This window comes from Streptomyces sp. SLBN-118 (genome assembly GCF_006715635.1).
In the GTDB taxonomy this organism is placed as follows: Bacteria; Actinomycetota; Actinomycetes; order Streptomycetales; family Streptomycetaceae; genus Streptomyces.
In genome coordinates this window covers 2,717,182-2,740,564 of the sequence record NZ_VFNP01000002.1, presented here as the reverse complement: position 1 = coordinate 2,740,564, position 23,383 = coordinate 2,717,182, and the positions used below count along the sequence as shown (strand labels likewise).

Below are 23,383 nucleotides of genomic sequence, written 5' to 3'. Positions count from 1 at the left end.
GCCCGGAGAGTCGTACCGCTACAGCCAGCCCCGACGAGCCGCTTCCGCTCCCGCCCGGAAGCGGCTCGTCGTGCCAAGAGCGGTGAGCAGTTCACCGACGCGGCGGCTGTACGTACGCCCCGACATGCCGAGCCGGGTTGCGGCCGCCTCGTCCGTGAGCCCGGCCAGCAGGGCGTGGAGCACGGGCCGCAGATGGGCCGGCGCGGTGCCGGCCACCCTATGTCGGGTCGGATCATCACCCGTGTCCCACCAGGTGCGGTGTGTGCGGACCAGGGTCTGGACGACAACCGGATCGCGGATCAGCAGCACGCCGTTGTAGTGCAGCTCCAGATCCAGCGGCACGGCGGCGACCGTGCGGTCCGCGACGACCATCTTGAACGGAATGGAGTCCGTCACCCTGACCGAGCCGGGGCAGTGCCACGGCTCCCGCACATGAGTGAGTCCCTGCCGTGGCGCGATACGCCGGACCGCCGCACTCTGCCCCGTGGCCGAACGCACGCAGGCACCGGCGAATTCGAGGAACGGCTCCGGAATGCCGTGGCCCAGCGCACCTGCCGGGTCGTCGAAGCTGAGGAGCTCACGGCGTGCGGAGCGGACCAGCCTGGTCAGGGCCGCTCTCACGTGCGCCACTCCATGAACAGGCTGCCCAGGCGCGTCGCGCAGAACAGACCGTGAAACGTCTTGACCGAGCACGGAGCCCGGAACCACCCCCACTGCCATCGCAGATCATCCCCCGTCATCCACACAGACATACGGTCCGTCCCCTTCGGATTCGTACGCCACTCCATGTACCCACACGAATGCTCATGGTGACAAGGCCTGTTCGGGGAGTGGCGAGTCCTTGCCAGTTCGCTGGAATTCGGGGGCCAGGGCAACTCCCGCCCGCCGTTGCCGCATCGAGATTCATCCGCAACTCGTTCGACTGCTCCCTGGAGCCGTCTGGGACGTCACATTCACAAGTGACGATCCAGAGGAGCCCAAATGAAGCTCAGCACACGGACGTACAGGGGAGCGGCAGCCGCGATACTGGTCGGCGGCATGCTGCTGGCCGCGGGCTGCAGTGGGGGCGGCCAGGCCGACCGGACCTCTCACAGCGGCGAGCGGCGGGCGAACGACGGCGAGAAACCCGCACCCGCGCCGATCGTGCCGGACGGTGGAGGGGGCGCCGCGGCAGGTGTTGACGGCGGGCCGGAAGGACAGCGGAAGGACGCGCTCCAGGATTCCAGGCCGGCGGCCGACTACCTGTCGACCTTCGCGCTCGACGTCGACACCGCCTCGTACGGCTATGCCCGCCGCACACTCGCCGACGGACATCGGCCGCAGCCCGGTGACATCAGGCCAGAGGAGTTCGTCAACAGCTTCCGGCAGGACTATCCGCGGCCGAAGGGCGACGGCTTCTCGGTGACGGTCGACGGCGCCCGGCCCCGGGCCGCCGAGGGCGAAGCGGACGGGGAGAACTGGTCGCTGGTGCGCGTGGGGCTCTCGACCCGCCCCTCCGACCGTACGGGCGAACGGCCGCCCGCCGCCCTCACGTTCGTCATAGACATCTCCGGTTCCATGGCAGAGCCGGGCCGCCTCGACCTCGTCCAGAAATCGCTGGGGATCCTCACCGACGAGCTGCGCGACGACGACTCAATCGCCGTCGTCACCTTCAGCGACGAGGCTGAGACCCGGCTGCCGATGACCACGCTCAAGGGCAGCCGCGACCGGATCCACTCCGTGATCGACAGCCTGGAACCGACAGACTCCACCAATGTCGAGGCGGGAGTGCGGACCGGATACGACGAGGCGGTCGAGGGCCGTCGCCGCGGAGCGACCAATCGCGTCGTGCTCCTCTCCGACGCCCTCGCCAACACCGGCGAGACAGACGCCGACGCGATCCTCGACCGCATCGACGACGCGCGCCGGGAGTACGGCATCACGCTCTTCGGCGTGGGCGTCGGCAGTGATTACGGTGACGAGCTGATGGAGCGGCTCGCCGACAAGGGCGACGGCCACACCACGTACGTCTCAACCAGCGAGCAGGCCAGGAAGGTCTTCGTCGACCAACTGCCCACCCATGTCCAGCTGCGCGCCCGGGACGCCAAGGCGCAGGTGGCCTTCGACCCTGAGACCGTCAAGCAGTTCCGGCTCATCGGCTACGAGAACCGAGCGGTCGCCGACGAGGACTTCCGCAACGACCGTGTGGACGGCGGTGAGGTCGGCCCGGGCCACACGGCGACGGCGCTTTATGCCGTACGGCTGCGGGACGGCGCCGTCGGCCATGTCGCGACGGCGACCGTCCGCTGGCTCGATCCACGCACGCGTGCCCCGCACGAGCAGACGGGCTCGGTCGAGACGGATGCGATCGACGGCGCGCTGTGGGACGGAGCCTCCAAGAGGCTCCAGGTCACGGCGATCGCGGCATATTTCGCCGAATCGCTGAGGGGCGGCTCGATGCCGGGCGCGCCGGGTCTGGGCGAACTGGCCGGGCGTGCGGGGACGCTGGCGAAGTCGACCGAGGACGGCGCCGTGCGACAGCTGGCGGTGGCGATCAGGCAGGCGCAGAGGCTGCGGGACTGAAACGGGGCTCGGCGCGGCCGGGCTGCGCGGCGGCGCCGGCGGCCTGATCCGACCGGCGGCCCGTCCGCGGGGCCGCGTGTCTGGGAGCCGGAGGCGGACGGGCTGGGCGCGCTGCACGGCACTGGGGTCCTGCCCCGATGCGCGCCGCGCTCCTCCCGCCCCGCTCCTCCCGTCCTCGCGACCCGGCGCGCAGCTCGGCCGCTACGGCTGTCGCGTCGGCCAGGCGCGGCGGGACATGATGTGGACCATGGCCACCCTTCTGCTCGCCCTCGCCATCATCTCCACCGGTCTGTACGCGGGGTTCATGCTGACTTTCCGGACCGGGGTCATGCCCGCTCTCGCCCGGCTGTCCGACGACCAGTTCCTCACCGCCATGCGCCGTATCAACGAGGTCGTACCGCGCCCGCTCTTCCTGCTCATCTTCTTCGGGATCATCGCCTTCCCGGTCGCGGCCCTCGCCGTCCCCGTCGACGGGCGTACGGACACCCAGCGTTGGCTGATCATCGCGGGTCTGGTGTGCGCGGTCCTCAATCACCTCGTCACCGTCGCCGGCAACATCCCTCTGAACAACGCCCTCGCCACGTCGGAGAACGATCCCTCGGCCGGGCCCGACAGCGAGGTCCGCGCGGCCCTCGAGCCCCGCTGGAACGTCCTCCACCTGATCCGCACGCTGTTCACGATCGCGTCATTCGCCCTGCTGGTCTGTGCCGCGCTGTAGCGACGTGACAGCACCGGTGCCCCCAGAGGCCACCGACGTATCCGCTGGATGTCGGGTTCGCGACACCGGGATGCAGACGGAGAGGGGCAGGTTCCCGGGCAGCCCTCCTGTCTCGTAACGCGATCGCGCTGCGAGACGGGCCCCATGAAAGAAGGACGGCCGAGAACGTGGCCATGCCCGAGACCCTCCCCCTGCAACGGCACCCGGTGAACCGTCTGCGGCAGTTGCCCGTACGCCGGATCGTCTGCTTCACCCCGTTCGTCCTGGTCGCAGTCTGGGCGGTCGGGAACTGGCCCCTCGTGGCCTCCGGCGTCGGCCGCCTCGGCGGCGCCGACATCAGTTGGCTGCTCATGGGCGCCGTCGTCACCGGACTGTGCTGGGTGGCCGCGTCCTGTGTACGCCAGGGAACCGTCGTCGAACGGCTCCCCACCGGGCGCCTGCTCGCCTCGCAGTTCGCCGCCGGAGCCGCCAACCACCTGCTCCCGGCCGGGCTCGGGGCGCATATGGTCACCCTGCGCTTCCTGCGCGGCTGCGGCATTCCGCTGGACCGGTCGACGGCCGCGCTCGCGCTCTACAGTCTGGTCGAGGCGGTCGCCAGGAGCGGACTGCTCCTCGGGCTCGTGCTGGCTTTCCCCGACGCGCTGCGGCTCGACGAACTCCTACCGCCGGGGAGTACGGTCCCGACGGCGCTCCTCGTCGCGGTTGCCGTGATCGGAATGGCAGTGATCGTGCTGCTCTCGATACCGCGGCTACGCCGCTTCGTCACCGGATTCCTGAGTACCGCGCTGACCGACGCACGCGCACTGCACAAGCGGCCCGCCCGGTCACTTGCCCTGTGGGGCGGGGCGCTCGCCTTCCCGCTGCTGGCCGGCGTGCTGGTCTGTGTCGCGCTCGCCCTCGAACTGCCGGTCTCGTGGCCGTACATCGTGATCGCCTATCTGGCGGCGAGCATCGCGGCCGGTTTCATCCCGGCCCCGGGTGGCATCGGCTCGGTCGAACCCGCCCTGGCCGTCGCCCTCGTCACGGTGGGCGCGCCGCTCGTGGTCGCCACCGCGACGGTTCTCGGGTTCCGCTTCCTCACCGTATGGATGCCGCTGTTGCCGGGGGTGGCGGTGCTGGCCGCGCTGGTGCGGTGGCGGGTGCTCTGAGCCGCAGGACTCAGGGAGCCGATGCGGGTGAGGCGGGACGGACGCATGGGTGAAGCGTGCGCGTCAGGCGCCGGGTGCGCGATACTCCACCTTCTGGCGGGCCGCTTCGTCGATCTCGTCGGCCGTCAGCAGCACGACCGTGTTCGTGCGAACACCACCGGCCGCCGAGGTGACCAGGCCCATGGTCGCGGCTGAGGCGTTGCTCGGCAGGTCCGCGATGACGTACACGTCATCCTCGCCGAACGCCCAGTACATGGATTCGATCCCGCCCCCCAGGCCCTGAACCATGCGTTCGACGACCTCGCGACGCGACGCGGCGCCTTCCTTGATCAGGCCATTCAGGCCGTCCATGGTCAGCGTGACTTTGAAGAGGTATTTCGACATCGGTCTCCGCCTTTGGCATCGTCCCGATTGTTGCCTTTGCCTGAATTCTCCCCCGCTTCACGCCCTCCGTCGCGGCGAAGGCCGCCCCCGCCCCGCTACGGCGCGGGCGCGGCGAGTTCACGGCCGCGGTAGAAGCCTTCCCGCTCTTCGACGACGTACGGGGCCATGGCCTCGTGCCGTCGCGTCTCCGCTTCGGAGGTCCGCCAGGAGTCGCACGCCTCCTGGTTGTCCCAGAACGAAACCCCGGTGATCTCCTGGCCGTCCTCGGTCCAGTACGCGTAGGCGTAGCGCAGGGCCTGCGGATAAGGGTCCGGGCGCCAGGCCCTCTCGAACTCCTCCAACGTGCCGGGCTTGATGCGGCGCGTCGTCACCCAGACGAATAGCTCCTTCATCGCAGCCTCCTTTGGAACGCCCGGTTCGGCCTGACGGCGTTCCCACGAACCACCGTAGGTCGGCGCTGCCGCTTCCGCCTCCTGTCCGCGGGCGGCTAGTGGTGCGTGCCGACGTCGTCGGTCTCGGGTGCCGTCGTGGGTTCTCCACGGCGTACGGAACCGGGGGCGCGGGCGGCCGGGTGGTCGGCGCGGGCGGAGGACGACAGCTGCCAGGGGACGCTGGTCACCATCACGCCGGGGGTGAACAGCAGGCGGCTCTTGAGCCACAGCGCCGACTGGTTGTGCAGCAGGTTCTCCCACCAGTGGCCCACCACGTACTCGGGGATGAAGACGGCGACCACATCGCGCGGGCTGTCGCGCCGTATCGAGCGCACGTATTCCACGACCGACTTGGTGATCTCGCGGTAGGGCGAGTCGAGGACCTTGAGCGGGACCTCGATGCCGTAGTCCTCCCACTGCCGTTCGAGTGCTGTCGAGGCGTCGCGGTCGACCGCGACGGTGAGGGCCTCCAGCCGGTCGGGCCTGAAGGCGCGTGCGTAGGCCAGCGCCCGCAGGGTCGGTTTGTGGATGGTGGACACGAGCACGACGGCCAGCACCCGGGACGGCCGGACCATCTCGCTGCGCAGGTCGGTGACCGTGAGCTCGGCCGCGACGCTGTCGTAGTGGCGGCGGATACCGCGCATCATCACGAACAGCAAGGTCGCCGCGAGCACCGCCAGCCACGCGCCCTGGGTGAACTTGGTGGCCAGCACGACGACCAGGACCAGAAAGGTGATGACCGCGCCGGTGGCGTTGACGACCCTCGCGACATGATGACGGCGGCGGATCTCGCGATCGCGCTCGGTGCGCAGTTCGCGGTTCCAGTGCCGGACCATGCCCGTCTGGGAGAGTGTGAACGAGGTGAACACGCCCAGGATGTAGAGGTGGATGAGGCTGGTGACGTTCGCCTTGTAGCCCCACAGCAGAAGTCCGGCGACGATCGCCAGGGCCAGAATGCCGTTGGAGAATGCGAGCCGGTCGCCGCGGTTGTGCAACTGGCGTGGCAGATAGCGGTGCTGGGCGAGGATCGACGCGAGCAGCGGGAAGCCGTTGAAGGCGGTGTTCGCGGCGAGGATCAGGACCAGGGCGGTGGCGGCCTGGATGAAGTAGAAGCCGACGCTGTTCTCGCCACCGAAGACGGACGCGGCCAGCTGCGCGATCACCGTGCGCTGAGTGTACGAGCCGCAGTCGGTCAGCCCGGTCAGCCGGCAGGCGTCGTCGGTGATGTGCACCTTCGCCACGATGGCGAGCGTGGTGACGCCGACGAACATGGTGATGGCGATGATGCCCATCGCGGCCATGGTGGTCGCGGCGTTCTGGGACTTGGGCTTGCGGAAGGCGGGCACGCCGTTCGAGATCGCCTCCACGCCGGTCAGTGCCGTACAGCCGCTGGAAAACGCACGAAGGACCAGCATCACCAGCGCCAGGCCCGCCAGGTTCGCGTCCCCTGGCACCGGCTCGATGCCGTACTTGGCGCTCTCGGCCACCGGTGCGTCACCGATCAGATAGCGGAACAGGCCGGTGCCGACCATGATGAGCACGCCGCCGATGAACAGGTAGGTCGGCGCGGCGAACAGACGCCCGGACTCGCGTACACCGCGCAGGTTCATCGCGGTCAGCAGGCCCACGAAGACGAGTGCCATGAGGACGCGCTGGTCGGCCAGTTCGGGCACGGCCGAGATGATGTTGTCGACGCCGGAGGCGACCGAGACGGCCACCGTCATCACGTAGTCGACCAGCAGCGAGGCGGCCACCACCAGACCGGGCGACGGGCCGAGGTTTGTCGAGGCCACCTCGTACGAGCCGCCGCCGCTCGGATAGGCGTGCACGACTTGGCGGTAGGACAGCACCACCACGGTCATCAGCGTCACGACCGCGGCTGCGATCCAGGGCGTGAAATGCAGGTAGGCAAGGCCGCCAAGGGTGAGGACCAGCAGGATCTCCTGCGTGGCATACGCCACCGAGGACAGCGGGTCGGAGGCGAAGATCGGCAGCGCGAGCCGCTTGGGCAGCAGGGTCTCGCCCAGCTCCTCGCTCCGCCTGGCCGGTCCGATCACCAGCCGCTTGAGTATCCCGGTCACGTTCAGCACGGCGCGAGCGTAAGCCGGGTCACCGGTACGAAAGCACCCAAACAGGGACCCGTGGGGTATCAAGAACTCGTTAGGATTCCCCGGAGTTTCGTACAAATGGCGCAATTCCGTCGATGGGGCCTTTGCGTCGCTGCCGCGCCGCCCTCGCCAGAGGTACCTGACCGGCCCAAAGTGCCCTCTGTAGTGGAGAGCCGTGCATCTGTCGGGAAGAGCGGCCCGTCAGGACTCGAACCTGCGGCCACGCGCCCAGAAGAGAGCGGTGCTGCTGGAGCTCGCACGGGGACGGTCACCTGCGTTTCATGGAGGGCTCGACTCCCCGTCGAGCCGGGCTCGGGTCCCGTCCGAGCGGTCATGAACCACCGCTCACGCCGAGCCTCCGGAGTTTATCCGAGCCACTTCAGCTCGCACGCTCGCCTCGTTTTGGTACAGCCGAAGCATCGTAGGGATGACCTGCGCCTCACAGGCGTCTGAGTGATTGAAGAAATGCGGTTGACGGTTCCTGAATTTAATGAAGCCGCCTCGTTTTTCTACCTCCACATAAACTCCGGCACACAGTGGTCAGCATTTACGCGCCCTAAGGTAAAGGTCTAGATCGGGTTCCCATCCGCTCAAAATGACCTCACTGGTTTGCTCGATTCTTTCGCCAAACACTCGCCGTCGTGAGCGAGACGTTAATTGTGGCAAAGCCGACGATGATGCACGCACTCCAGCGGAATGCCGCGTGCTTGATGGAGGCACCCTCCGGGGGCGCGAGCGCGATTGCTGCACCCAATCCGAGGGTGGTCACCCCTAAGTTGTAGAGGTCTGCTTTGACGGATCCCCGTTCCCACGGAGACTCTGCTGCTGAATCTGCATCAAGACGGTCTCTGGGGGCCGTGGCATGTTTCCGTACCAAGTATCCAGATCGGCTGGGCTCATTAGGTGGGATACGGCATTGAAGCTGCACTGGATGCAGGAACAAGCAATACGACACAGAGTGTCATCACTAGAATGGCGGGACCGGGCCAACGAAATTTTTCTGCATCGGCTGCCATTATTCCTTAAGTCGATATGGCGGCAGCCGCCAGGAGTGGTGCTGCCACGAAGTGGGCATACTGTGCGGCCGACACGTAGCCGAATTTCCGTGGAATAGCCCAGCGGTCTCGTGGTATTTGAGGGGGGGGTCCTGCATCCCGCTCCTAAGCAGCTCCATCCTATTTCGTGCAAGCATGATCGCTTCTGAAGATATTTAAGCCTCGATCTTAATCGAAAACCTATGCGATTGCTGCGGGGCGACTCGAAGTCATGGTGCCGGCGATCAGCTCAAGCGCCTTGCCCCGCCCTACGAGCGATCGTGCGTGCTGGGATGCGGCCTCTCTCTGCTCAGGTCCCCTGGGCGATCACGCTCTGGCTGTCTGCCGAACCCCGCTCGATCGCGCATTCGCCGCCCCGCGTGACACCGCACATCCATGTTGCGACGCGAGCGAGGGGGAAACGGGTGACAGTCGGACCTGCTGCAACTCGCCCTGCCCATGGGGGGCTGTGGAACTTCGACGCGCATTCGACACACGGAGATGCCGGGTTCAGCTTGACTGTCAGCCATGAAGATTGAAGAGAAGACCCCGTGGGCGGCAAGCCATCATCGTGCCGGCACAGCCTCTGGGCGCGGTGAGTGTGCTTGGGGCGCGCCATGCCCGAACCCTGCCCTGTGGAGTGTGAGGGTCACAGACTCCGGGGGCGAGAGCTGGTGGGCTGTCTGCGCCGAGCACGCCGCCACATCCTCTACGTTGTCCGTGAAGACCCCGACAGACGAGTGAACGACTCCGGCGGCCCCTTCACTGTCCGGCATTCTCACAGGCCAAGCGCCCGCCAAGGTTCTATGAGCGACCAGCTGTCCACGGATGGTCCAAAGCTGACTGCTACGCGCCAGGAGCCCGGTACTGGACTCGCTCGGCTTTGCGCAGGGCATCCATCGTTTCATCGATGGTCAGGAGAACGGTCGTCTCGAACGAGCGAAGTGCGCCGCCTCCACTAATCGCCAGCGCAACCGCGGCCATGGACACGTCGTCGGGAGCCTCCCACAGGTTATAGCCGTCGTGCGAGCCGAATGCATACCAGAAGCCATGGAGCTTCCCGCCGACGGACTCGATGTACGACTGAGCGGCCTTTGCGCGGTCCTCGGGGTGGCCGATCAGCCTCGCCCACGTCTCCGGCGTGTAGCTGAACTTCGATAGGTAGAGCGGCATCGTGCCTCCGTTTCGTTTCATCAAGGGATGCCCCCGCTGGGCGGGAGAGGCACTGGAGGGCCCGCGTATCCCCTGAACGGTCGGAGACGATGACCGGCACGGCCCACAGTCAAGGAAGGCACGATGCCGACGCCTGGGCATCCGCGGTCCCCCGTGGCCGTGCCGTGCCGTGCCGTCTGCCGATGGCTGACTCCGAAAGTGAGAACCCCACCATGTATCCACCGCAGCCACCCGCAGAAACACGGTGACAGCCGGACAGGGCCGGACCCTCCCATGACCACCCGGGGGCGGTCCGGCGCTTACGCCTCTGCTACCCGCCACCGCTACGCTCCCCTGACCAGCAAGAAGGCCCTCCTCGGGGGAGGGCCGTGCATCGATCGGGAAGAGCGCCCCCGGCAGGACTCGAACCTGCGGCCAAGCGCTTAGAAGGCGCCTGCTCTATCCACTGAGCTACGGGGGCCGAATGGTGGCCTCGGTGGCCTGGAGCCCACGTCGGGTGGTCCTTGACCTTGCCGGGGACAAGGATAGGGCTCCGATCGCCTTGACCCCGTTGCTTCACCTGCGTGGCACGATGTGGAGGTTCGGTGAAGCGAACCGATAATTGCAGGCAGGCACGATTCACGCACCGCTTTTAGCGCCCCGCGTCTCGGGTGTTGTGCACTCGTTATGCCTGCGTCCCACTCGCCCCAAGTGTCCCGTCGCCCCGACCGGCGCGCAGGGAGGGCTATACGCTTCAAAAAGTCACTAAAATTGGGCATTCTTCGCATGTGGTGACCTTGGATGCACGGCCTCAGCTGATCGACGCACTCTCCGCCCTCCGCGACCGTGTCGCCGCCGTGCGTCTCCCCCTTCCCCTCCCGGGCGCCCCGCGCGCGCGGCAGACGCGTGCCGAGCTGCTCGCACAGCTCGACGACTATCTCGTGCCCCGGCTCAAGGAACCCGAAGCGCCGCTTCTCGCCGTCGTCGGCGGATCCACCGGAGCCGGGAAGTCGACCCTCGTCAACTCCCTTGTGGGGCGACGGGTCAGCGAGGCCGGGGTGCTGCGGCCCACCACTCGTACGCCGGTCCTCGTATGCCATCCCGACGACCGCCACTGGTTCGCGGGGATGCGGGTCCTGCCGCACCTCACCCGCGTATGGCTGCCCCAACAGGAGGAGACCGAAGCGGAACAGGACGGCGCACGCGAGGCGGCCGACGGGAAGAACTGCCTGCGGATCGAGACCGCCGCCGGGCTGCCCCGCGGGCTTGCGCTGCTCGACGCGCCCGACATCGACTCGCTCGTCGTCGAGAACCGGTTGCTGGCCGCCGAGTTGATCTGCGCCGCCGATGTGTGGGTGATGGTGACGACGGCCTCGCGGTACGCGGACGCGGTCCCCTGGCATCTGCTGCGTACCGCCAAGGAGTACGACGCCACGCTGGTCACCGTGCTCGACCGGGTGCCCCACCAGGTCGTCGCGGAGGTCTCGCGCCAGTACGCCGCGCTGCTGACCAAGGCCGGACTCGGGGAAGTGCCGCGGTTCACGATCCCGGAGCTGCCCGAGTCCGCGGGCGGAGGCAACGGGCTGCTGCCCACCACCGCCGTCGCCCCCCTCTTCGCCTGGCTGGCCCACCGTGCGCAGGATCCGGCGGCCCGGCAGCAGGCCCTCGCACGCACCGCGTCGGGCGTGATCGATTCGCTCAACGCCCGGATGCCGGAGCTCGCAGCCGCGGTGGCGGCACAGTACGCCGCGGCCGTACGGCTCACGAGCGCGGTCGAGGACGCGTACGACAAGGAGCGCGAGCGGGTACGTGCCCAGCTCCGGAGCGGCGCGGTGCTCGCGGGCGACGCGCGGACGCGCTGGCGGGGCTTTCCGCGCGACAGCTCCGCGGGCGAGCTGCTGGACGCCCTCGTGGGCGGCCTGTCCGCACTCCTGCAGTGTGCCGTCGCCGCAGCCGACGAACGCGTCCTGGACGCTTGGCGGCGCGAGCCCGCCTCGGCGGCCGTCGTCGGGCGGGGAGGGCGGCCGGATCTGGAGTCGGCGGAACGGATCGGGATCGCCGTGCGCCGCTGGCGACGGGAGCTGGAGGAACTCGGCGACGCAGAGGTGCGCGGGCTGGAGCTGAACCTCGCGCCCGATGCCGAGACGGTTGCGGCACTGGTCGCGGCAGCGCTGCTCGGCGGCCGGCGGGCCCGCGGCGCGGGGGAGCGGCTCGCCGAACGGATGGGCGCCAAGGGCGCGGTGCGTCTGCGCGACAAGGGTGGCGAGCTGATGGCGACGTACATCGACGGCGTACTCCACGGCGAACGCGACCGACGGCTGGCACCCCTGGACGCACTCGAAGTGGCTCCCGAGCCGCAGGCCGAACTGATCGCCGCGCTGTCCGTACTGCAGAAGGAGAGGTGACGGCTTGACCGCCATCACTGACGACGAGAACGAGGCCCCGGACCGTTGGGACGACGGGCTGATCGCCCGGCGCGCAGGCGGCCGCGACGACGGCGGGGAGGAGACCGGGGAGGGCGTAGAGGAGGAGGTGGGCGAGGAGCACGTTCCGATCGGCGGGGCGTACGTCGGGCCGCTTCGCGTACGCCTCGACGCCCTGCGCGAACTCATCGGCCTGTCACGGACCCGGCTGGACGGGCAGACGCTCGCCGAGGCAGGACGTGTCCTCGACGAGGCGGCCGCTCGCCAGCGGCTCTCCTCGAGGCACACCGTCGTCGCCATCGCGGGCGCCACCGGCAGTGGCAAGTCGACGCTCTTCAACGCCCTGGCCCAGGTGCCGATCTCGGAGACCGGACTGCGCAGGCCCACCACCACAGGACCGATCGCCTGCACCTGGTCGGAAGGTGCCGCAGGGCTGCTCGACCGGCTCGCCATCCCGCCGCGGCTGCGGCGCAGACCCCTGGCGGGCGGCTCCGAGGAACTGTCCGGGCTCGTGCTCGTCGATCTGCCCGACCACGACTCGGCACTGGTGCGGCACCGGGAGCAGGTGGACCGGGTGCTGGCACTGGTGGACGCGGTGATCTGGGTCGTCGACCCGGAGAAGTACGCGGACGCCGCACTGCACGAGCGGTATCTGCGGCCGCTCGCCGGGCATGCGGAGATCACCTTCGTGGTGCTCAACCAGGTGGACCGGCTGCCCGGCGAGGCTGCCGACCAGGTGCTCGACGATCTCCGCCGCCTCTTGGACGAGGACGGCATGGCGCTCGGCGAACACGGCGAACCGGGCGCGACCGTGCTCGCCCTCTCCGCTCTGACCGGGGAAGGCGTCGATGAACTGAGGGAGATGGTAGGGACGGTCGTGCAGGAGCGCTCTGCCGCGGCGCGACGCCTGTCCGCCGATGTGGAAGCCGCCGCGGCCAAGCTGCGGGCGGTGTACGTGGCCGACGGCAGGACCGGACTGAGCGAGCGCTCGCGCGAGGACTTCGCGGCCCGGCTCGCCGAGGCGATCGGTGCCAAGGCGGCCGGTGAGACGGCGGAGCGCGAGTGGCGCAGAAACGCCGGGCGGGCGTGCGGGACGCCCTGGCTGCGGCTGTGGCGCTGGTACGAGGGCAAGCGCACGCCCGGCAGCGGGGCTCCGGAGGCCGCGGCGCCGCTGGAGGAGGAACTCACGGCGCGCCAACGGGTCGAACAGGCAGTGCGTACGGTCGCGGACGAGGCGGCCGCGGGGTTGCCAGCGCCCTGGGCGCAGGCAGTGCGCGAGGCGGCGGTGCGTGGGGCCGAGGGGCTGCCCGAGGCGCTGGACGGGCTGGCGGCGCGTGAGGCCGCGGCGACCAGCGAACGGCCCCTGCGGCCGGCGTGGTGGCCGGCCGCGGTCCTGGCACAGGCTTCGATGACGCTGCTTCAGATCTATGGCGGGCTCTGGCTGGTGGCCCAGATCATCGGCGTCCTGGAGCCTGGGCTGCTGACACCGGCGATGCTGATGGCCGCCGGGATCGTGGGCGGGCCGCTCGTGGAGTGGGCGTGCGGGGCGGCCGTACGGGGGCCGGCGCGGAGATACGGACAGGACGCGCAGCGACGGCTGCAGGAGGCGGCGGCCGGGTGCGGGCGGGCGAGGGTGCTGGACCCGATCGCGGGGGAGCTCATGCGCTACCGGGAGGTGCGGGAGCAGTTCGCGACGGTGTCGTCGGGAAAGGCGGCGGCTGCCGTGGCCGGTCCGGGGGGCGGGCACGGGGGCGGACTTGGGAGCGGGTCGGTATGGCCTCAGCGATGACCGGGGTGAGCGGGGTGAGCGGGGTGACGGAGTTTTCCACAGAGGGGCGATTGTCCACAGGCGTCGGCGGGGTCTTCCCGTCCGGTCCAGCATGGAGATCGGTCAGCACAACCGGACGGGGAGGTGGCTGTCGTGAACGACACGATGGTGACGCTGGTGGGCAATGTCGCCACGAACGTGGAGTACCGGGAATCGGCGGCGGGAGGCATGGCGCGATTCCGATTCGCGGTCACGCCGAGGCGATGGGACAAACAGAGCGGAAGCTGGACGGACGGGCACACCAGCTTCTACACGGTCTTTGCCTGGCGGTCGCTCGCCGTAAATCTGGCCGGGTCGGTCTCGGTGGGTGAACCACTTCTCGTGCATGGGCGGTTGAAGGTGCGCGGGGAGGAGCGGGACGGGCAGCGCAGGACATCGGTGGAGATCGACGCGGTGGCGGTCGGCCACGATCTGACGCGCGGGACCTCGGCATTCCGGCGCGTGATGAAGGCGGAACCGAATCCGACGGGCCGTCCGGCGGAGCGCGTCGGCGAGCGATCCGAGGAGGCGGGTGCGGCACCGGTAGCCGTGCCCTGACCGGGATGACCGTGCCCTGACCAGGAGTTGTGGAGATTTGTCTGTTCAGAAACGGGGATTCGGCGATGGAAACAGAGAGAGCGATAACGATTCCGAGTCGGAATGGTTGTCTGACGGTATGACGGGGGACTGGGGTGCGTCGCGTCCCTAGGATTTCCGCGTACTCACGGGGCACTTGAGTCTGCAGGCGAGGCACTCCCCCCACGCGTCACACGCGAACAGGGCCTCGCTCGGAGGGGAATTCTGTGTTTGCTGTGTTCTCTGCGTCGGTCGGACGCAGGCGGGGCGCTGCTCGTCGTCTTACTGCCGCGGCTTTGCTGTCGGGCCTCATCGCGACCGGCGCCATGGCCGCCGCGGGTCCGGCTGCCGCCGACGACGACGTTCAGCACCAGGGTGGCGCGGTTGCCACTCTCGACGGACTGAAGACTTTTGACCGGGCCGTGCTCCGCACGAACGGCAAGAATCACGAAATCCCCGCCGGGGTCTTCGAGATGACCGTCGACGGCGGCGGCCGGCTGAAGACGTACTGCATCGACATCCACAACCCGACCCAGGACCAGGCGAAGTACCTGGAGACACCCTGGAACCAGACGTCGCTGGGCTCCAACAAGGACGCGGGCAAGATCCGGTGGATCCTGCAGCACTCCTACCCCCAGGTCGACGACCTTGCGGCGCTGGCCAAGTCTGCGGGCACCGGGCCGCTCTCCGAGAGGACCGCGGCGGCCGGCACCCAGGTGGCCATCTGGCGCTATTCGGACGCCGCGGACGTCGACGCGCTCGACCCCGCCGCCGAGAAGCTCGCGGACTGGCTGGAGGCCAAGGCCCAGAACGTGCCGGAGCCCAAGGCCTCGCTCAGCCTGGAGCCGAACGCCGTCTCCGGCAAGGCGGGCGGACGGCTCGGCCCGATAAAGGTCCGCACCGATGCCGGGCAGGTCGCCGTGACCCCGCCGGCCGACGCGGCAGCCAACGGGATCAAGATCACTGACGTGGCAGGGAAGCCCCTCACCGCGGTCGTCAACGGCGCCCAGCTCTACTTCGACGTGCCGGCCGGTGCCGTCGACGGCTCGGCGACGCTGACGGCGCAGGCCACCACCTCCGTGCCGGTGGGCCGCGCCTTCGCGGGTGCGACCAAGAGCCAGACCCAGATCCTGGCCGGTTCCAGCGAGTCCACAGTCTCCGCGAGCGCGACGGCGACCTGGGCGAAGGCGGGCGCGATCCCCGCACTATCGGCGAAGAAGAACTGCGCCAAGGGCGGCCTTGACATCACTGCGGCCAACAAGGGCGACGCCCCGTTCAGCTTCGAGCTGATGGGCTTCAAGCACACGATCCCGGCCGGGGCGTCCAGGACGGTCACCATCCCGGTCGCCGAGGACCAGGCGTACGACTTCACCATCACCGGGCCTGAAGGCTTCACGAAGACTTTCAAGGGCGTCCTGGACTGCAAGACCACCGGGGCCTCAGGACCTGATGACACCCCCTCGTCCCAGCCCAGCCCGGCCTCGGCCGGTGGCACATCCAGCGGCCTCGAGGGCGACCTCGCCGCGACGGGCAGCTCCAGCGCCACCCCGATGATCGCGGGCATCGCGATCGGGCTGGTCGTGATCGGCGGCGGCGCGGTCTTCTTCCTCCGCAAGAAGAAGGAAACGCCCACCGAGGAGTGAGCCCCCCTCGCGCAACGTGACAATGCGCCGAGACGGCCCCGGTACGCCCCGTGCGAGCCGGGGCCGTGTCCGTGGGGGCCGACGCCGGGACCGGTTGCCGGGCGATGCAGGGCCCCGACCTACCGGTTTCCGTCGAGGGATGGACGTACGGCAAGATGGGGTGTATCTGCCCACCCTCTTCTTTGCCGGACGGTTTCTCTTGGCTGAGTACATCTACACGATGCGCAAGACGCGCAAGGCGCACGGCGACAAGGTCATCCTCGATGACGTGACGCTGAGCTTCCTGCCCGGTGCGAAGATCGGTGTGGTCGGCCCCAACGGCGCCGGTAAGTCCACCGTGCTGAAGATCATGGCCGGTCTGGAGCAGCCCTCCAACGGTGACGCGTTCCTCTCGCCCGGCTACACCGTCGGCATCCTGCTCCAGGAGCCGCCGCTGGACGAGTCCAAGACGGTTCTGGAGAACGTCGAGGACGGCGTTTCCGCGATCAAGGGCAAGCTCGACCGGTTCAACGAGATCGCCGAGCAGATGGCGACCGAGTACACCGACGCTCTGATGGAGGAGATGGGCAAGCTCCAGGAGGAGCTCGACCACGCCAACGCCTGGGACCTCGACGCCCAGCTCGAGCAGGCCATGGACGCGCTCGGCTGCCCGCCCGGGGACTGGCCCGTCACCACCCTCTCCGGTGGTGAGAAGCGCCGCGTCGCCCTGTGCAAGCTGCTACTCGAAGCCCCCGACCTGCTGCTCCTCGACGAGCCCACCAACCACTTGGACGCCGAGTCCGTGCAGTGGCTGGAGGCGCACCTTGCCAAGTACCCCGGCACCGTTGTCGCCATCACCCACGACCGGTACTTCCTCGACAACGTCGCCGAGTGGATCCTCGAGCTCGACCGCGGCCGCGCCCACCCCTACGAGGGCAACTACTCCACCTACCTGGAGAACAAGGCCTCCCGCCTCAAGGTCGAGGGTGCCAAGGACGCCAAGCGCCAGAAGCGTCTGAAGGACGAGCTCGAGTGGGTCCGCTCCAACGCGAAGGGGCGGCAGGCCAAGTCCAAGGCCCGTCTGGCCCGTTACGAGGAGATGGCCGCCGAGGCCGACAAGATGCGGAAGCTGGACTTCGAGGAGATCCAGATCCCGCCGGGCCCGCGTCTGGGCTCCGTCGTCGTCGAGGTGGAGAACCTCTCCAAGGCCTTCGGCGACAAGGTCCTGATCGACGACCTGAGCTTCACTCTGCCGCGCAACGGCATCGTCGGCGTCATCGGCCCCAACGGCGCGGGCAAGACCACGCTGTTCAAGATGATCCAGGGCTTGGAAGACCCCGACTCGGGCGCGATCAAGGTCGGCGAGACCGTCAAGATCTCCTACGTCGACCAGAGCCGCGCCAACATCGACCCCAAGAAGACGCTGTGGGCCGTCGTCTCGGACGAGCTCGACTACATCAACGTCGGCCAGGTCGAGATGCCCTCCCGCGCCTATGTCTCGGCGTTCGGTTTCAAGGGCCCGGACCAGCAGAAGCCGGCCGGCGTCCTGTCCGGCGGTGAGCGCAACCGCCTCAACCTGGCGCTGACCCTCAAGCAGGGCGGCAACCTCCTGCTCCTCGACGAGCCCACCAACGACCTCGACGTCGAGACGCTCTCCTCCCTGGAGAACGCCCTGCTCGAGTTCCCCGGTGCGGCCGTGGTCGTCTCCCACGACCGCTGGTTCCTCGACCGCGTCGCCACACACATCCTGGCGTACGAGGGCGAGTCCAAGTGGTTCTGGTTCGAGGGCAACTTCGAGTCGTACGAGAAGAACAAGGTCGAGCGCCTTGGCCCGGACGCGGCCCGTCCGCACCGTGCCACCTACAAGAAGCTCACCCGGGGCTGAGTCGCACATGGCCCGCTACATCTACCGCTGTCCCCTCCGCTGGTCGGACATGGATGCCTTTGGGCATGTCAACAACACGATCTTCCTGCGGTATCTGGAAGAGGCGCGGATCGACTTCATGTTCCGGCTGGCGCCGGGGGACGGGTCGCCGTCCTTCGCGGGCGGGTCCGTCGTGGCCCGCCACGAGATCGACTACAAGCGGCCGCTGGTCCACCGGCACGAGCCGGTGATCATCGAGCTGTGGGTGACGAAGATAGGCGCGGCGTCGCTGACCATCGCGTACGAGGTCAAGGACGCGGAGGGCCCTTCGGAGGTCTATGTGCGGGCCTCGACCATCGTCGTTCCCTACGACCTCGCCGCCGAGCGTCCGCGCCGGATCAGCGCGGAGGAGAAGTCCTTCCTCCTGGAGTACCTGGACGACGCCGGCGAGGGTGCTCTCGCCGCATGAGCGTGCCCGTGCAGAGTCTGCACTTCGCCGACGCGAGGGAGGCGGAGGATCTCGCCGCCTTCCTCGCCCGGCTGATCCACTACGACCGCGCCGCCGCCGTCCGCCTTCAGGCCGGTGGTGGCGCGCTCGCCGTTTTCGGGCGCCCGCCCTCCTTCGAGGTGCTCGCGATCCGTACGGCGCGGCTCGACGACCCCGTCGAACTGGATGTCACCGTCTCGGCGGGTGAGCTTCTGGAGTCCCTGGGCGGTGAGGGCGGCGCGGAGTTCACCGTTCCGGCGCCGGTCACCGGGCCGCCGTGGGCAGGGTTGCTGCCGCCGCGCGGTGGCTGGCGGGAGCTGCCCGGGCTGCCCGAAGTGACCGCGATGCGAGGAGCCGTCGCCGCCGCGGTCGCCGAATTCCGCACCCGCGACGAGCAGTTGCCCGCCGAGCGCCGCACCCGCGCGGAGCGGGACCTGATCGGCCGCGAGATCTGGTCGCGTACCGTCGGCGCCACCGGGCTGCCGCTGCGCGCCGTGCACGCCGCTCAGTCGCTCGGCTTTCTGCGGCCTGGCGTTCCGGTCGCCCTGCTGTCCACGGGGGCCTGGCTCAGACTGCGTACGCCTTTCGGGTCGATCGTTGTACGCACGACTGGCCTCGGCGGACTGACGGTCACGCCCACCCGCCACGGCTGACGCCACCCGGCCCTAGTCGGCCGCGTTCACCATCGAGGCCGCGGCATAGGTGAGGTAGTCCCACAGCTGCCGCTCGTGGGCCTCGGAGAGTCCCAGCTCGTCCACCGCGCTGCGCATGTGCTTCAGCCAGGCGTCGTGTGCGGCCCGGTCCACGGTGAACGGCGCGTGCCGCATCCGCAGCCGTGGGTGGCCGCGGTTGTCGCTGTAGGTGCGTGGCCCGCCCCAGTACTGGATTAGGAACAGCGTGAGCCGCTCCTCGGCCGGACCCAGATCCTCCTCCGGGTACATCGGCCGCAGCAGCGGGTCCTCGGCAACGCCCTCGTAGAAACGGTGGACGAGTCGCCGGAAGGTCTCCTCGCCACCGATCTGTTCGTAGAACGTCTGCTCCTCAAGGGTGCCGCGCGGAATCTCAGTCACGCCTCCATGGTCTCAGACGCACCGGCCGAGGACCGAGGGCCTAGGACCCAGCCCGCTATCAGGTGCTCGCCTCGGCGGCGGCCGCGCAGGACAGTGGAGGCATGGGTACCGAGCTTGAAGGGTTCGCCGAGCCCGCGGCCGAGGCACGGCGCTCGATGGTGCGGACCATCATGGCCGACGGAGAGCTGACCGATCCGGCCTGGCGGGCCGCGTTCGAGGACGTGCCGCGTCATCTGTTCGTGCCGTACTACTTCGTGAGCCGCGGATACGCGCCGAGCGACGGCGTCGGCAAGGGCGCGTACGAGCGGCTGTGGTGCGAGGACCCCGATCCGCGGCGGCGGGCCCGCTGGCTGCGGGGTGCCTATGCCGACGGGCCGCTCGCGACGCGGGTGCGCGACGGGGAGCTGATCTCCTCCAGCAGCCAGCCCTCGCTGATGGCGCGGATGCTTCAGGAACTGGACGTACGCGACGGGGATGCTGTCCTGGAGATCGGCGCGGGCACCGGCTACAACGCCGCCCTGCTCTCCCACAGGCTCGGCGACGAGCTGGTGACGACCATCGACGTGGACCCGGAGATCACCGAGTCCGCGCGCTCGCACCTGGCCGCCGCGGGATACCACCCGGCCGTGATCACGGGCGACGGCGCGCGGGGCTGCCCCGAGCGTGCACCGTTCGACCGCATCATCGCGACCTGCACCCTGCCGTCCGTCCCCTTCGACTGGCTGTCGCAGTGCAGGCCTGGGGCGCGGATCCTGGCGCCGCTGTCCACCGGGCTGATCGCCCTGCGGGTGCACGACGACGACCGCGGCCGCACCGCGGAGGGGCGCTTTCTGCGGACGGCAGCCTATTTCGTGCCACTGCGGGGTGGTGGGGCCGCACGTGAGGGGCACACCGGCGGGCTGCCGAGGCGCGCGATCGAGAACGAGCTGTTCCGCTTTCTGCTGACGCTGACCGCGGGCAGCCTCGACCCGCACGAGGCACTGTCGCTGTGGGAGCGCGAGCTGCGTCCGCAGCGGGACCGCTTCGGGGTCACGGTCACCGGACACCACCAGTGGGCCTGGCTGGACGACCCCGAGGGGCCGTACGCCTGGCCCCTCGGGCGCCCCAAACGCTAGCCCTCGGCCGAGGGCCCTGTCTGGCCGATCTTGCCGGGCTCGACCTAGGGCGTGTTTTAGAAGTGGCGCCGTCCGGCCGCAGGGCGGGCCCCGCGGCGTCTGGTGCGTGCAATCGCAAGGCGGAGGATCGCCCTCGTACTGGACGTACTTGGGCGACTCCGACAACGCCGCGTGGGGGCACCTCCCGTGCCCGAAGGGCTACGGGGGAGTGCGTGCCAGGCGTCGCGGGGCGGGCGAGACTTCCAAAACACGCCCTAGCCCCGGCGGATCGTGATCGTCGTCCAGGCTCCGACATGGACCCGGTCGCCCTCGTTCAGCGGTATCGGGACATAGGGCTGGATCGGGTCCTCGGCGCCGTTGAGCGTGGTGCCGTTGGTGGAGTTCTGATCGACGACCGCCCACGAGCCGTCGGGCTGTTGCACCAGCACCGCGTGCTGGTGCGAGACGCCCGGGTCCTCCGGCGGTACGGACAGATCGATGTCGGGGGACTCGCCGGTGGAGTGCCGGCGGCGGCCGATGGTGATCTGGTTGCCGACGAGGGGGAGCTGCTGCTCGGGGGAGTACGCGGGCAGGTTGAGGCCGCTCGCGTCCGGGCCGCTGCGCTGCATCATCGCCAGGAAGTACTCACGGTCGGGCGCGATGACGGCCGTCCAGCCCGCGGGTGCCTGCTGCTGGTACTGCGGCGGGGTCTGCTGAGCCTGCGGCGGGTCTGGCTGCTGGTTGTACTGCGGCTGCATGGGCTGCTGGAACGGGTGCGGCTGCTGTGGTGCCTGCGTCTGCGAGGGCGGGGACAGCATCCAGTCGTCCCCGCCGCCCGTCTGCTGGTGCCCCGGCGGCGCCGGAGGCGCGGGCTGCTGATACGCGGGCGGCGGGGGCGGACCCGGTTGCTGCTGGAACGCCTGCGGCACGGGCGGCGGCCCCTGCTGCTGGAAGGCCTGCGGTGGCTGGTGCTGCGCCGGCGGCTCGTTCGTCAGCGGCTCGGCGGGCCGGTTCATCTGCGAGGGCCGCGAGCTCTGGTAGTCGTACGGGTCGTGCTGCGGCGGATTCGGGTGCTGAGGCTGCGGCGGCCCCTGCTGCGCCTGGAAGCCCGGCGGCAGGTTCAGCCCGCCGACCGGCTGCGGCGGAGCCAGCGGAGTGTAGGACGTCGCCGTGTGCGTGAGGAAGTTGTACCGGCACTCCTCACAGAACGGGGCCATGGCCTCGCGCGGCGTGCGGCATTGCGGGCAGAGCTCTGCCTGGGCGGTGGCGTTCGGGTCACCGGCGCCGGGAGGGGGGCCGGGGTAGCCGTAGGCGGGCGGTGGCGGTGGAGGAGGCGGCACGGCACCCGCGGGAGCGCCAGGACCGGCCATGCGGTGGCCACAGACCTCGCACCAGTCGTCGGAACCCGACTGGTGTCCGTTCGGGCAGGTCGGCATGTCGGCGCTTCCCCCTCTCCTCGTCCGGCCCGGGGGCCGTTTCACATCGGTGAATCTGGGTGGTTCTCGCTGGCTACTTCTTGACACGAACGGTCTTGGTGGAGCGCGTTTCGAGGGTCATCTCGTCCGCCTCCGCCACCTTCGCCTTCAGTCGCACAGTACCCGTCGCAGCATCGACGACGTCCACCACCTTCGAAAGCAGTTTCGCAGTGTCCTCGTTACCCGAGTCCGACGCGAGTTGTACCGCCCGGCCCAGCTTCGCTGTCGCGCCGTCGATGTCGCCCGACTTGCGAGCATCCAGCCCCTGCTGGATGACTTGTGCCAGTTCGGCCTGACCTGTGTAGTGCGCGACCTGCGGGTTGATCGAGGTGGACGCCACCATGTCGTCCGTCCACACCGCGCGTACGAGACCCTGCGACAGCACCTGCGGAGCGCCGCCGTCCGCGGCCGGAATGATCAGCGAGACGCGGGCCGCAAGCATTTCCCGGCCGATGCCGGCCTCCGGTACCTGGACGCATACGTGATAGTCGCGGGACTCGTCGCCCCAGGATCCTGTGGGGTAGTCCCCGGCCCGCGGGCCGGCCTCCGTACGCCTTGCCGTCAACTCCTCGACCGTCGGCGCCACTTGCTTGATGAACTTGATCTCCACGCCGACAGGCGTCCACAGTCGCAGCGCCACGTCCGCGACCTCCTTGCCCATCGCGTTCTCCATCATGCTGGTGAAGTCGGCAGCCAGCTCGGCCGGGTTCGCGACGATGTCGGCCGTGCCGAGCAGCGCGGAGGCGATACCGGTGACCTCCTTGACCTCCCAGTCGGTCCCCACGCCCCGGGCGTCGCAGGTGAAGCGGCCCGCGACCGCGTCGAGCGTGGCCCGCAGATCCTCCGGCGCCTCGTGCTCGTTACGGCCGTCGGTGAGCAGGATTCCGTGCCGGATCGCGCCGTCGGAGGTGGCGAGCAGCCGGTCGGCCAGCCGCAGCCAGGTGCCGATCGCGGTGCCGCCGCCCGCGGTCAGCCGCCGCAGGGCGTCCTTGGCCTGGGCGCGGGTCGCCGGATCGGCCACGGCGAGCTTTCCGCCGCCGGGAAAGACCTCGGCGGCCACATGCGTGCCCGCGACCACCGCGAAGGCGACGCCGTCGCGCAGGGTGTCGATGGCGGCGGCCGTGGCATCACGGGCATTGCGCATCTTGATCGGCGGGTAGTCCATCGAGCCGGAACAGTCGACCATGATCACTACAGCCGCGCTCGGTGCCTGCCCGGGTATGGCAGAGGGGGAGGGGGTGGCGCCCGTGAGCGGAGCGCCGCCGCTGGTTCCGCCTCCCGTGGAGGTGACGGTGACGATCGCGTTCACCTCGCGGCCGCCCTCCGGCAGGTATTCGTTCTGGTAGACCTCGACGGAGAACTGCGGCACCTGGGACTTGGAGAAAACAGCCATCTGAATCGGCTCCTTGAGGCTCCGCTCGGGCAGAG

General features: G+C 69.2%; 19 protein-coding genes and 1 tRNA gene. 11 read left to right on the top strand and 9 right to left on the bottom strand.

Features of this window, described 5'->3' with window-relative positions; all coding sequences use genetic code 11:
- Positions 1–18: 18 nt before the first annotated feature.
- Entirely contained in the window at positions 19–621 is a 603-nt protein-coding gene (locus FBY35_RS30860) for a DNA-binding response regulator (RefSeq protein ID WP_260848867.1), read from the bottom strand.
- Positions 622–981: 360 nt separating this feature from the next.
- Between FBY35_RS30860 and FBY35_RS30855 the strand changes: the two genes are divergently transcribed.
- The 3 genes from FBY35_RS30855 to FBY35_RS30845 all read left to right on the top strand — a co-directional run bounded on the left by FBY35_RS30855 (position 982) and on the right by FBY35_RS30845 (position 4,428).
- Positions 982–2,562 (top strand): VWA domain-containing protein, encoded by a 1,581-nt coding sequence (locus FBY35_RS30855; protein WP_142217225.1) that lies wholly within the window; start codon positions 982–984, stop codon positions 2,560–2,562.
- Positions 2,563–2,809: 247 nt separating this feature from the next.
- A complete protein-coding gene (locus FBY35_RS30850) occupies positions 2,810–3,280 on the top strand; it encodes a DUF1772 domain-containing protein (protein ID WP_142217224.1) in 471 nt (156 codons plus the stop codon).
- A 173-nt stretch (positions 3,281–3,453) separates the two neighbouring features.
- On the top strand, positions 3,454–4,428 hold the full coding sequence (locus FBY35_RS30845) for a lysylphosphatidylglycerol synthase transmembrane domain-containing protein (protein ID WP_142217223.1): 975 nt from the start codon (positions 3,454–3,456) through the stop codon (positions 4,426–4,428).
- A 63-nt stretch (positions 4,429–4,491) separates the two neighbouring features.
- On the opposite strand, the gene FBY35_RS30840 is transcribed toward FBY35_RS30845, so the two are convergent.
- The 5 genes from FBY35_RS30840 to FBY35_RS30820 all read right to left on the bottom strand — a co-directional run bounded on the left by FBY35_RS30840 (position 4,492) and on the right by FBY35_RS30820 (position 10,018).
- A complete protein-coding gene (locus tag FBY35_RS30840) occupies positions 4,492–4,812 on the bottom strand; it encodes a GYD domain-containing protein (RefSeq protein ID WP_142217222.1) in 321 nt (106 codons plus the stop codon).
- 95 nt (positions 4,813–4,907) lie between these two features.
- Complete coding sequence (locus tag FBY35_RS30835) at positions 4,908–5,204, bottom strand: hypothetical protein (protein WP_142217221.1); 297 nt, start codon at positions 5,202–5,204, stop codon at positions 4,908–4,910.
- Positions 5,205–5,299: 95 nt separating this feature from the next.
- On the bottom strand, positions 5,300–7,333 hold the full coding sequence (locus tag FBY35_RS30830; protein WP_142217220.1) for an APC family permease: 2,034 nt from the start codon (positions 7,331–7,333) through the stop codon (positions 5,300–5,302).
- A 1,898-nt stretch (positions 7,334–9,231) separates the two neighbouring features.
- On the bottom strand, positions 9,232–9,558 hold the full coding sequence (locus tag FBY35_RS30825) for a GYD domain-containing protein (protein ID WP_142217219.1): 327 nt from the start codon (positions 9,556–9,558) through the stop codon (positions 9,232–9,234).
- 387 nt (positions 9,559–9,945) lie between these two features.
- Positions 9,946–10,018: transfer RNA gene (locus FBY35_RS30820), tRNA-Arg, on the bottom strand.
- A gap of 316 nt (positions 10,019–10,334) precedes the next feature.
- Between FBY35_RS30820 and FBY35_RS30815 the strand changes: the two genes are divergently transcribed.
- From FBY35_RS30815 to FBY35_RS30785, 7 genes are all read left to right on the top strand, one after another.
- Positions 10,335–11,942: a dynamin family protein gene (locus tag FBY35_RS30815; RefSeq protein WP_142218257.1), complete on the top strand. Its 1,608-nt coding sequence runs from the start codon at positions 10,335–10,337 to the stop codon at positions 11,940–11,942.
- A 4-nt stretch (positions 11,943–11,946) separates the two neighbouring features.
- Positions 11,947–13,749 carry a YfjP family GTPase gene (locus FBY35_RS30810; RefSeq protein ID WP_142217218.1) on the top strand — a complete coding sequence of 601 codons (1,803 nt, stop codon included), beginning with the start codon at positions 11,947–11,949 and terminating at the stop codon, positions 13,747–13,749.
- A gap of 132 nt (positions 13,750–13,881) precedes the next feature.
- Positions 13,882–14,325 carry a single-stranded DNA-binding protein gene (locus tag FBY35_RS30805; RefSeq protein ID WP_142217217.1) on the top strand — a complete coding sequence of 148 codons (444 nt, stop codon included), beginning with the start codon at positions 13,882–13,884 and terminating at the stop codon, positions 14,323–14,325.
- 245 nt (positions 14,326–14,570) lie between these two features.
- Complete coding sequence (locus FBY35_RS30800; protein WP_399209168.1) at positions 14,571–15,986, top strand: Cys-Gln thioester bond-forming surface protein; 1,416 nt, start codon at positions 14,571–14,573, stop codon at positions 15,984–15,986.
- A gap of 199 nt (positions 15,987–16,185) precedes the next feature.
- Complete coding sequence (ettA, locus tag FBY35_RS30795) at positions 16,186–17,850, top strand: energy-dependent translational throttle protein EttA (protein WP_142218255.1); 1,665 nt, start codon at positions 16,186–16,188, stop codon at positions 17,848–17,850.
- Between the two features lie 7 nt (positions 17,851–17,857).
- Positions 17,858–18,298: a thioesterase family protein gene (locus tag FBY35_RS30790; RefSeq protein ID WP_142217216.1), complete on the top strand. Its 441-nt coding sequence runs from the start codon at positions 17,858–17,860 to the stop codon at positions 18,296–18,298.
- Positions 18,295–18,969 carry a hypothetical protein gene (locus tag FBY35_RS30785; protein WP_142217215.1) on the top strand — a complete coding sequence of 225 codons (675 nt, stop codon included), beginning with the start codon at positions 18,295–18,297 and terminating at the stop codon, positions 18,967–18,969. Before FBY35_RS30790 ends, FBY35_RS30785 begins: the two co-directional genes overlap by 4 nt.
- A 12-nt stretch (positions 18,970–18,981) precedes the next feature.
- Here FBY35_RS30785 and FBY35_RS30780 read toward each other — a convergent pair whose 3' ends face one another.
- Complete coding sequence (locus FBY35_RS30780; RefSeq protein ID WP_142217214.1) at positions 18,982–19,386, bottom strand: globin; 405 nt, start codon at positions 19,384–19,386, stop codon at positions 18,982–18,984.
- Between the two features lie 101 nt (positions 19,387–19,487).
- Here FBY35_RS30780 and FBY35_RS30775 point away from each other — a divergent pair, with 101 nt between their 5' ends.
- On the top strand, positions 19,488–20,501 hold the full coding sequence (locus tag FBY35_RS30775) for a methyltransferase domain-containing protein (protein WP_142217213.1): 1,014 nt from the start codon (positions 19,488–19,490) through the stop codon (positions 20,499–20,501).
- Between the two features lie 254 nt (positions 20,502–20,755).
- Here FBY35_RS30775 and FBY35_RS30765 read toward each other — a convergent pair whose 3' ends face one another.
- Together FBY35_RS30765 and FBY35_RS30760 are read right to left on the bottom strand one after the other, a co-directional pair.
- A complete protein-coding gene (locus FBY35_RS30765) occupies positions 20,756–21,916 on the bottom strand; it encodes an FHA domain-containing protein (protein ID WP_142217211.1) in 1,161 nt (386 codons plus the stop codon).
- 73 nt (positions 21,917–21,989) lie between these two features.
- Entirely contained in the window at positions 21,990–23,348 is a 1,359-nt protein-coding gene (locus FBY35_RS30760; protein ID WP_142217210.1) for a VWA domain-containing protein, read from the bottom strand.
- Between the last annotated feature and the right edge of the window lie 35 nt (positions 23,349–23,383).

What these genes read in the sequence shown, in the direction of transcription:
- FBY35_RS30825 (WP_142217219.1), bottom strand. Translation starts at nt 9,558, where the DNA reads ATGCCGCTCTACCTATCGAAGTTCAGCTACACGCCGGAGACGTGGGCG.
- FBY35_RS30855 (WP_142217225.1), top strand. Translation starts at nt 982, where the DNA reads ATGAAGCTCAGCACACGGACGTACAGGGGAGCGGCAGCCGCGATACTG.
- FBY35_RS30840 (WP_142217222.1), bottom strand. Translation starts at nt 4,812, where the DNA reads ATGTCGAAATACCTCTTCAAAGTCACGCTGACCATGGACGGCCTGAAT.
- FBY35_RS30775 (WP_142217213.1), top strand. Translation starts at nt 19,488, where the DNA reads ATGGGTACCGAGCTTGAAGGGTTCGCCGAGCCCGCGGCCGAGGCACGG.
- FBY35_RS30765 (WP_142217211.1), bottom strand. Translation starts at nt 21,916, where the DNA reads ATGCCGACCTGCCCGAACGGACACCAGTCGGGTTCCGACGACTGGTGC.
- FBY35_RS30845 (WP_142217223.1), top strand. Translation starts at nt 3,454, where the DNA reads ATGCCCGAGACCCTCCCCCTGCAACGGCACCCGGTGAACCGTCTGCGG.
- FBY35_RS30760 (WP_142217210.1), bottom strand. Translation starts at nt 23,348, where the DNA reads ATGGCTGTTTTCTCCAAGTCCCAGGTGCCGCAGTTCTCCGTCGAGGTC.
- FBY35_RS30790 (WP_142217216.1), top strand. Translation starts at nt 17,858, where the DNA reads ATGGCCCGCTACATCTACCGCTGTCCCCTCCGCTGGTCGGACATGGAT.
- FBY35_RS30850 (WP_142217224.1), top strand. Translation starts at nt 2,810, where the DNA reads ATGGCCACCCTTCTGCTCGCCCTCGCCATCATCTCCACCGGTCTGTAC.
- FBY35_RS30785 (WP_142217215.1), top strand. Translation starts at nt 18,295, where the DNA reads ATGAGCGTGCCCGTGCAGAGTCTGCACTTCGCCGACGCGAGGGAGGCG.
- FBY35_RS30835 (WP_142217221.1), bottom strand. Translation starts at nt 5,204, where the DNA reads ATGAAGGAGCTATTCGTCTGGGTGACGACGCGCCGCATCAAGCCCGGC.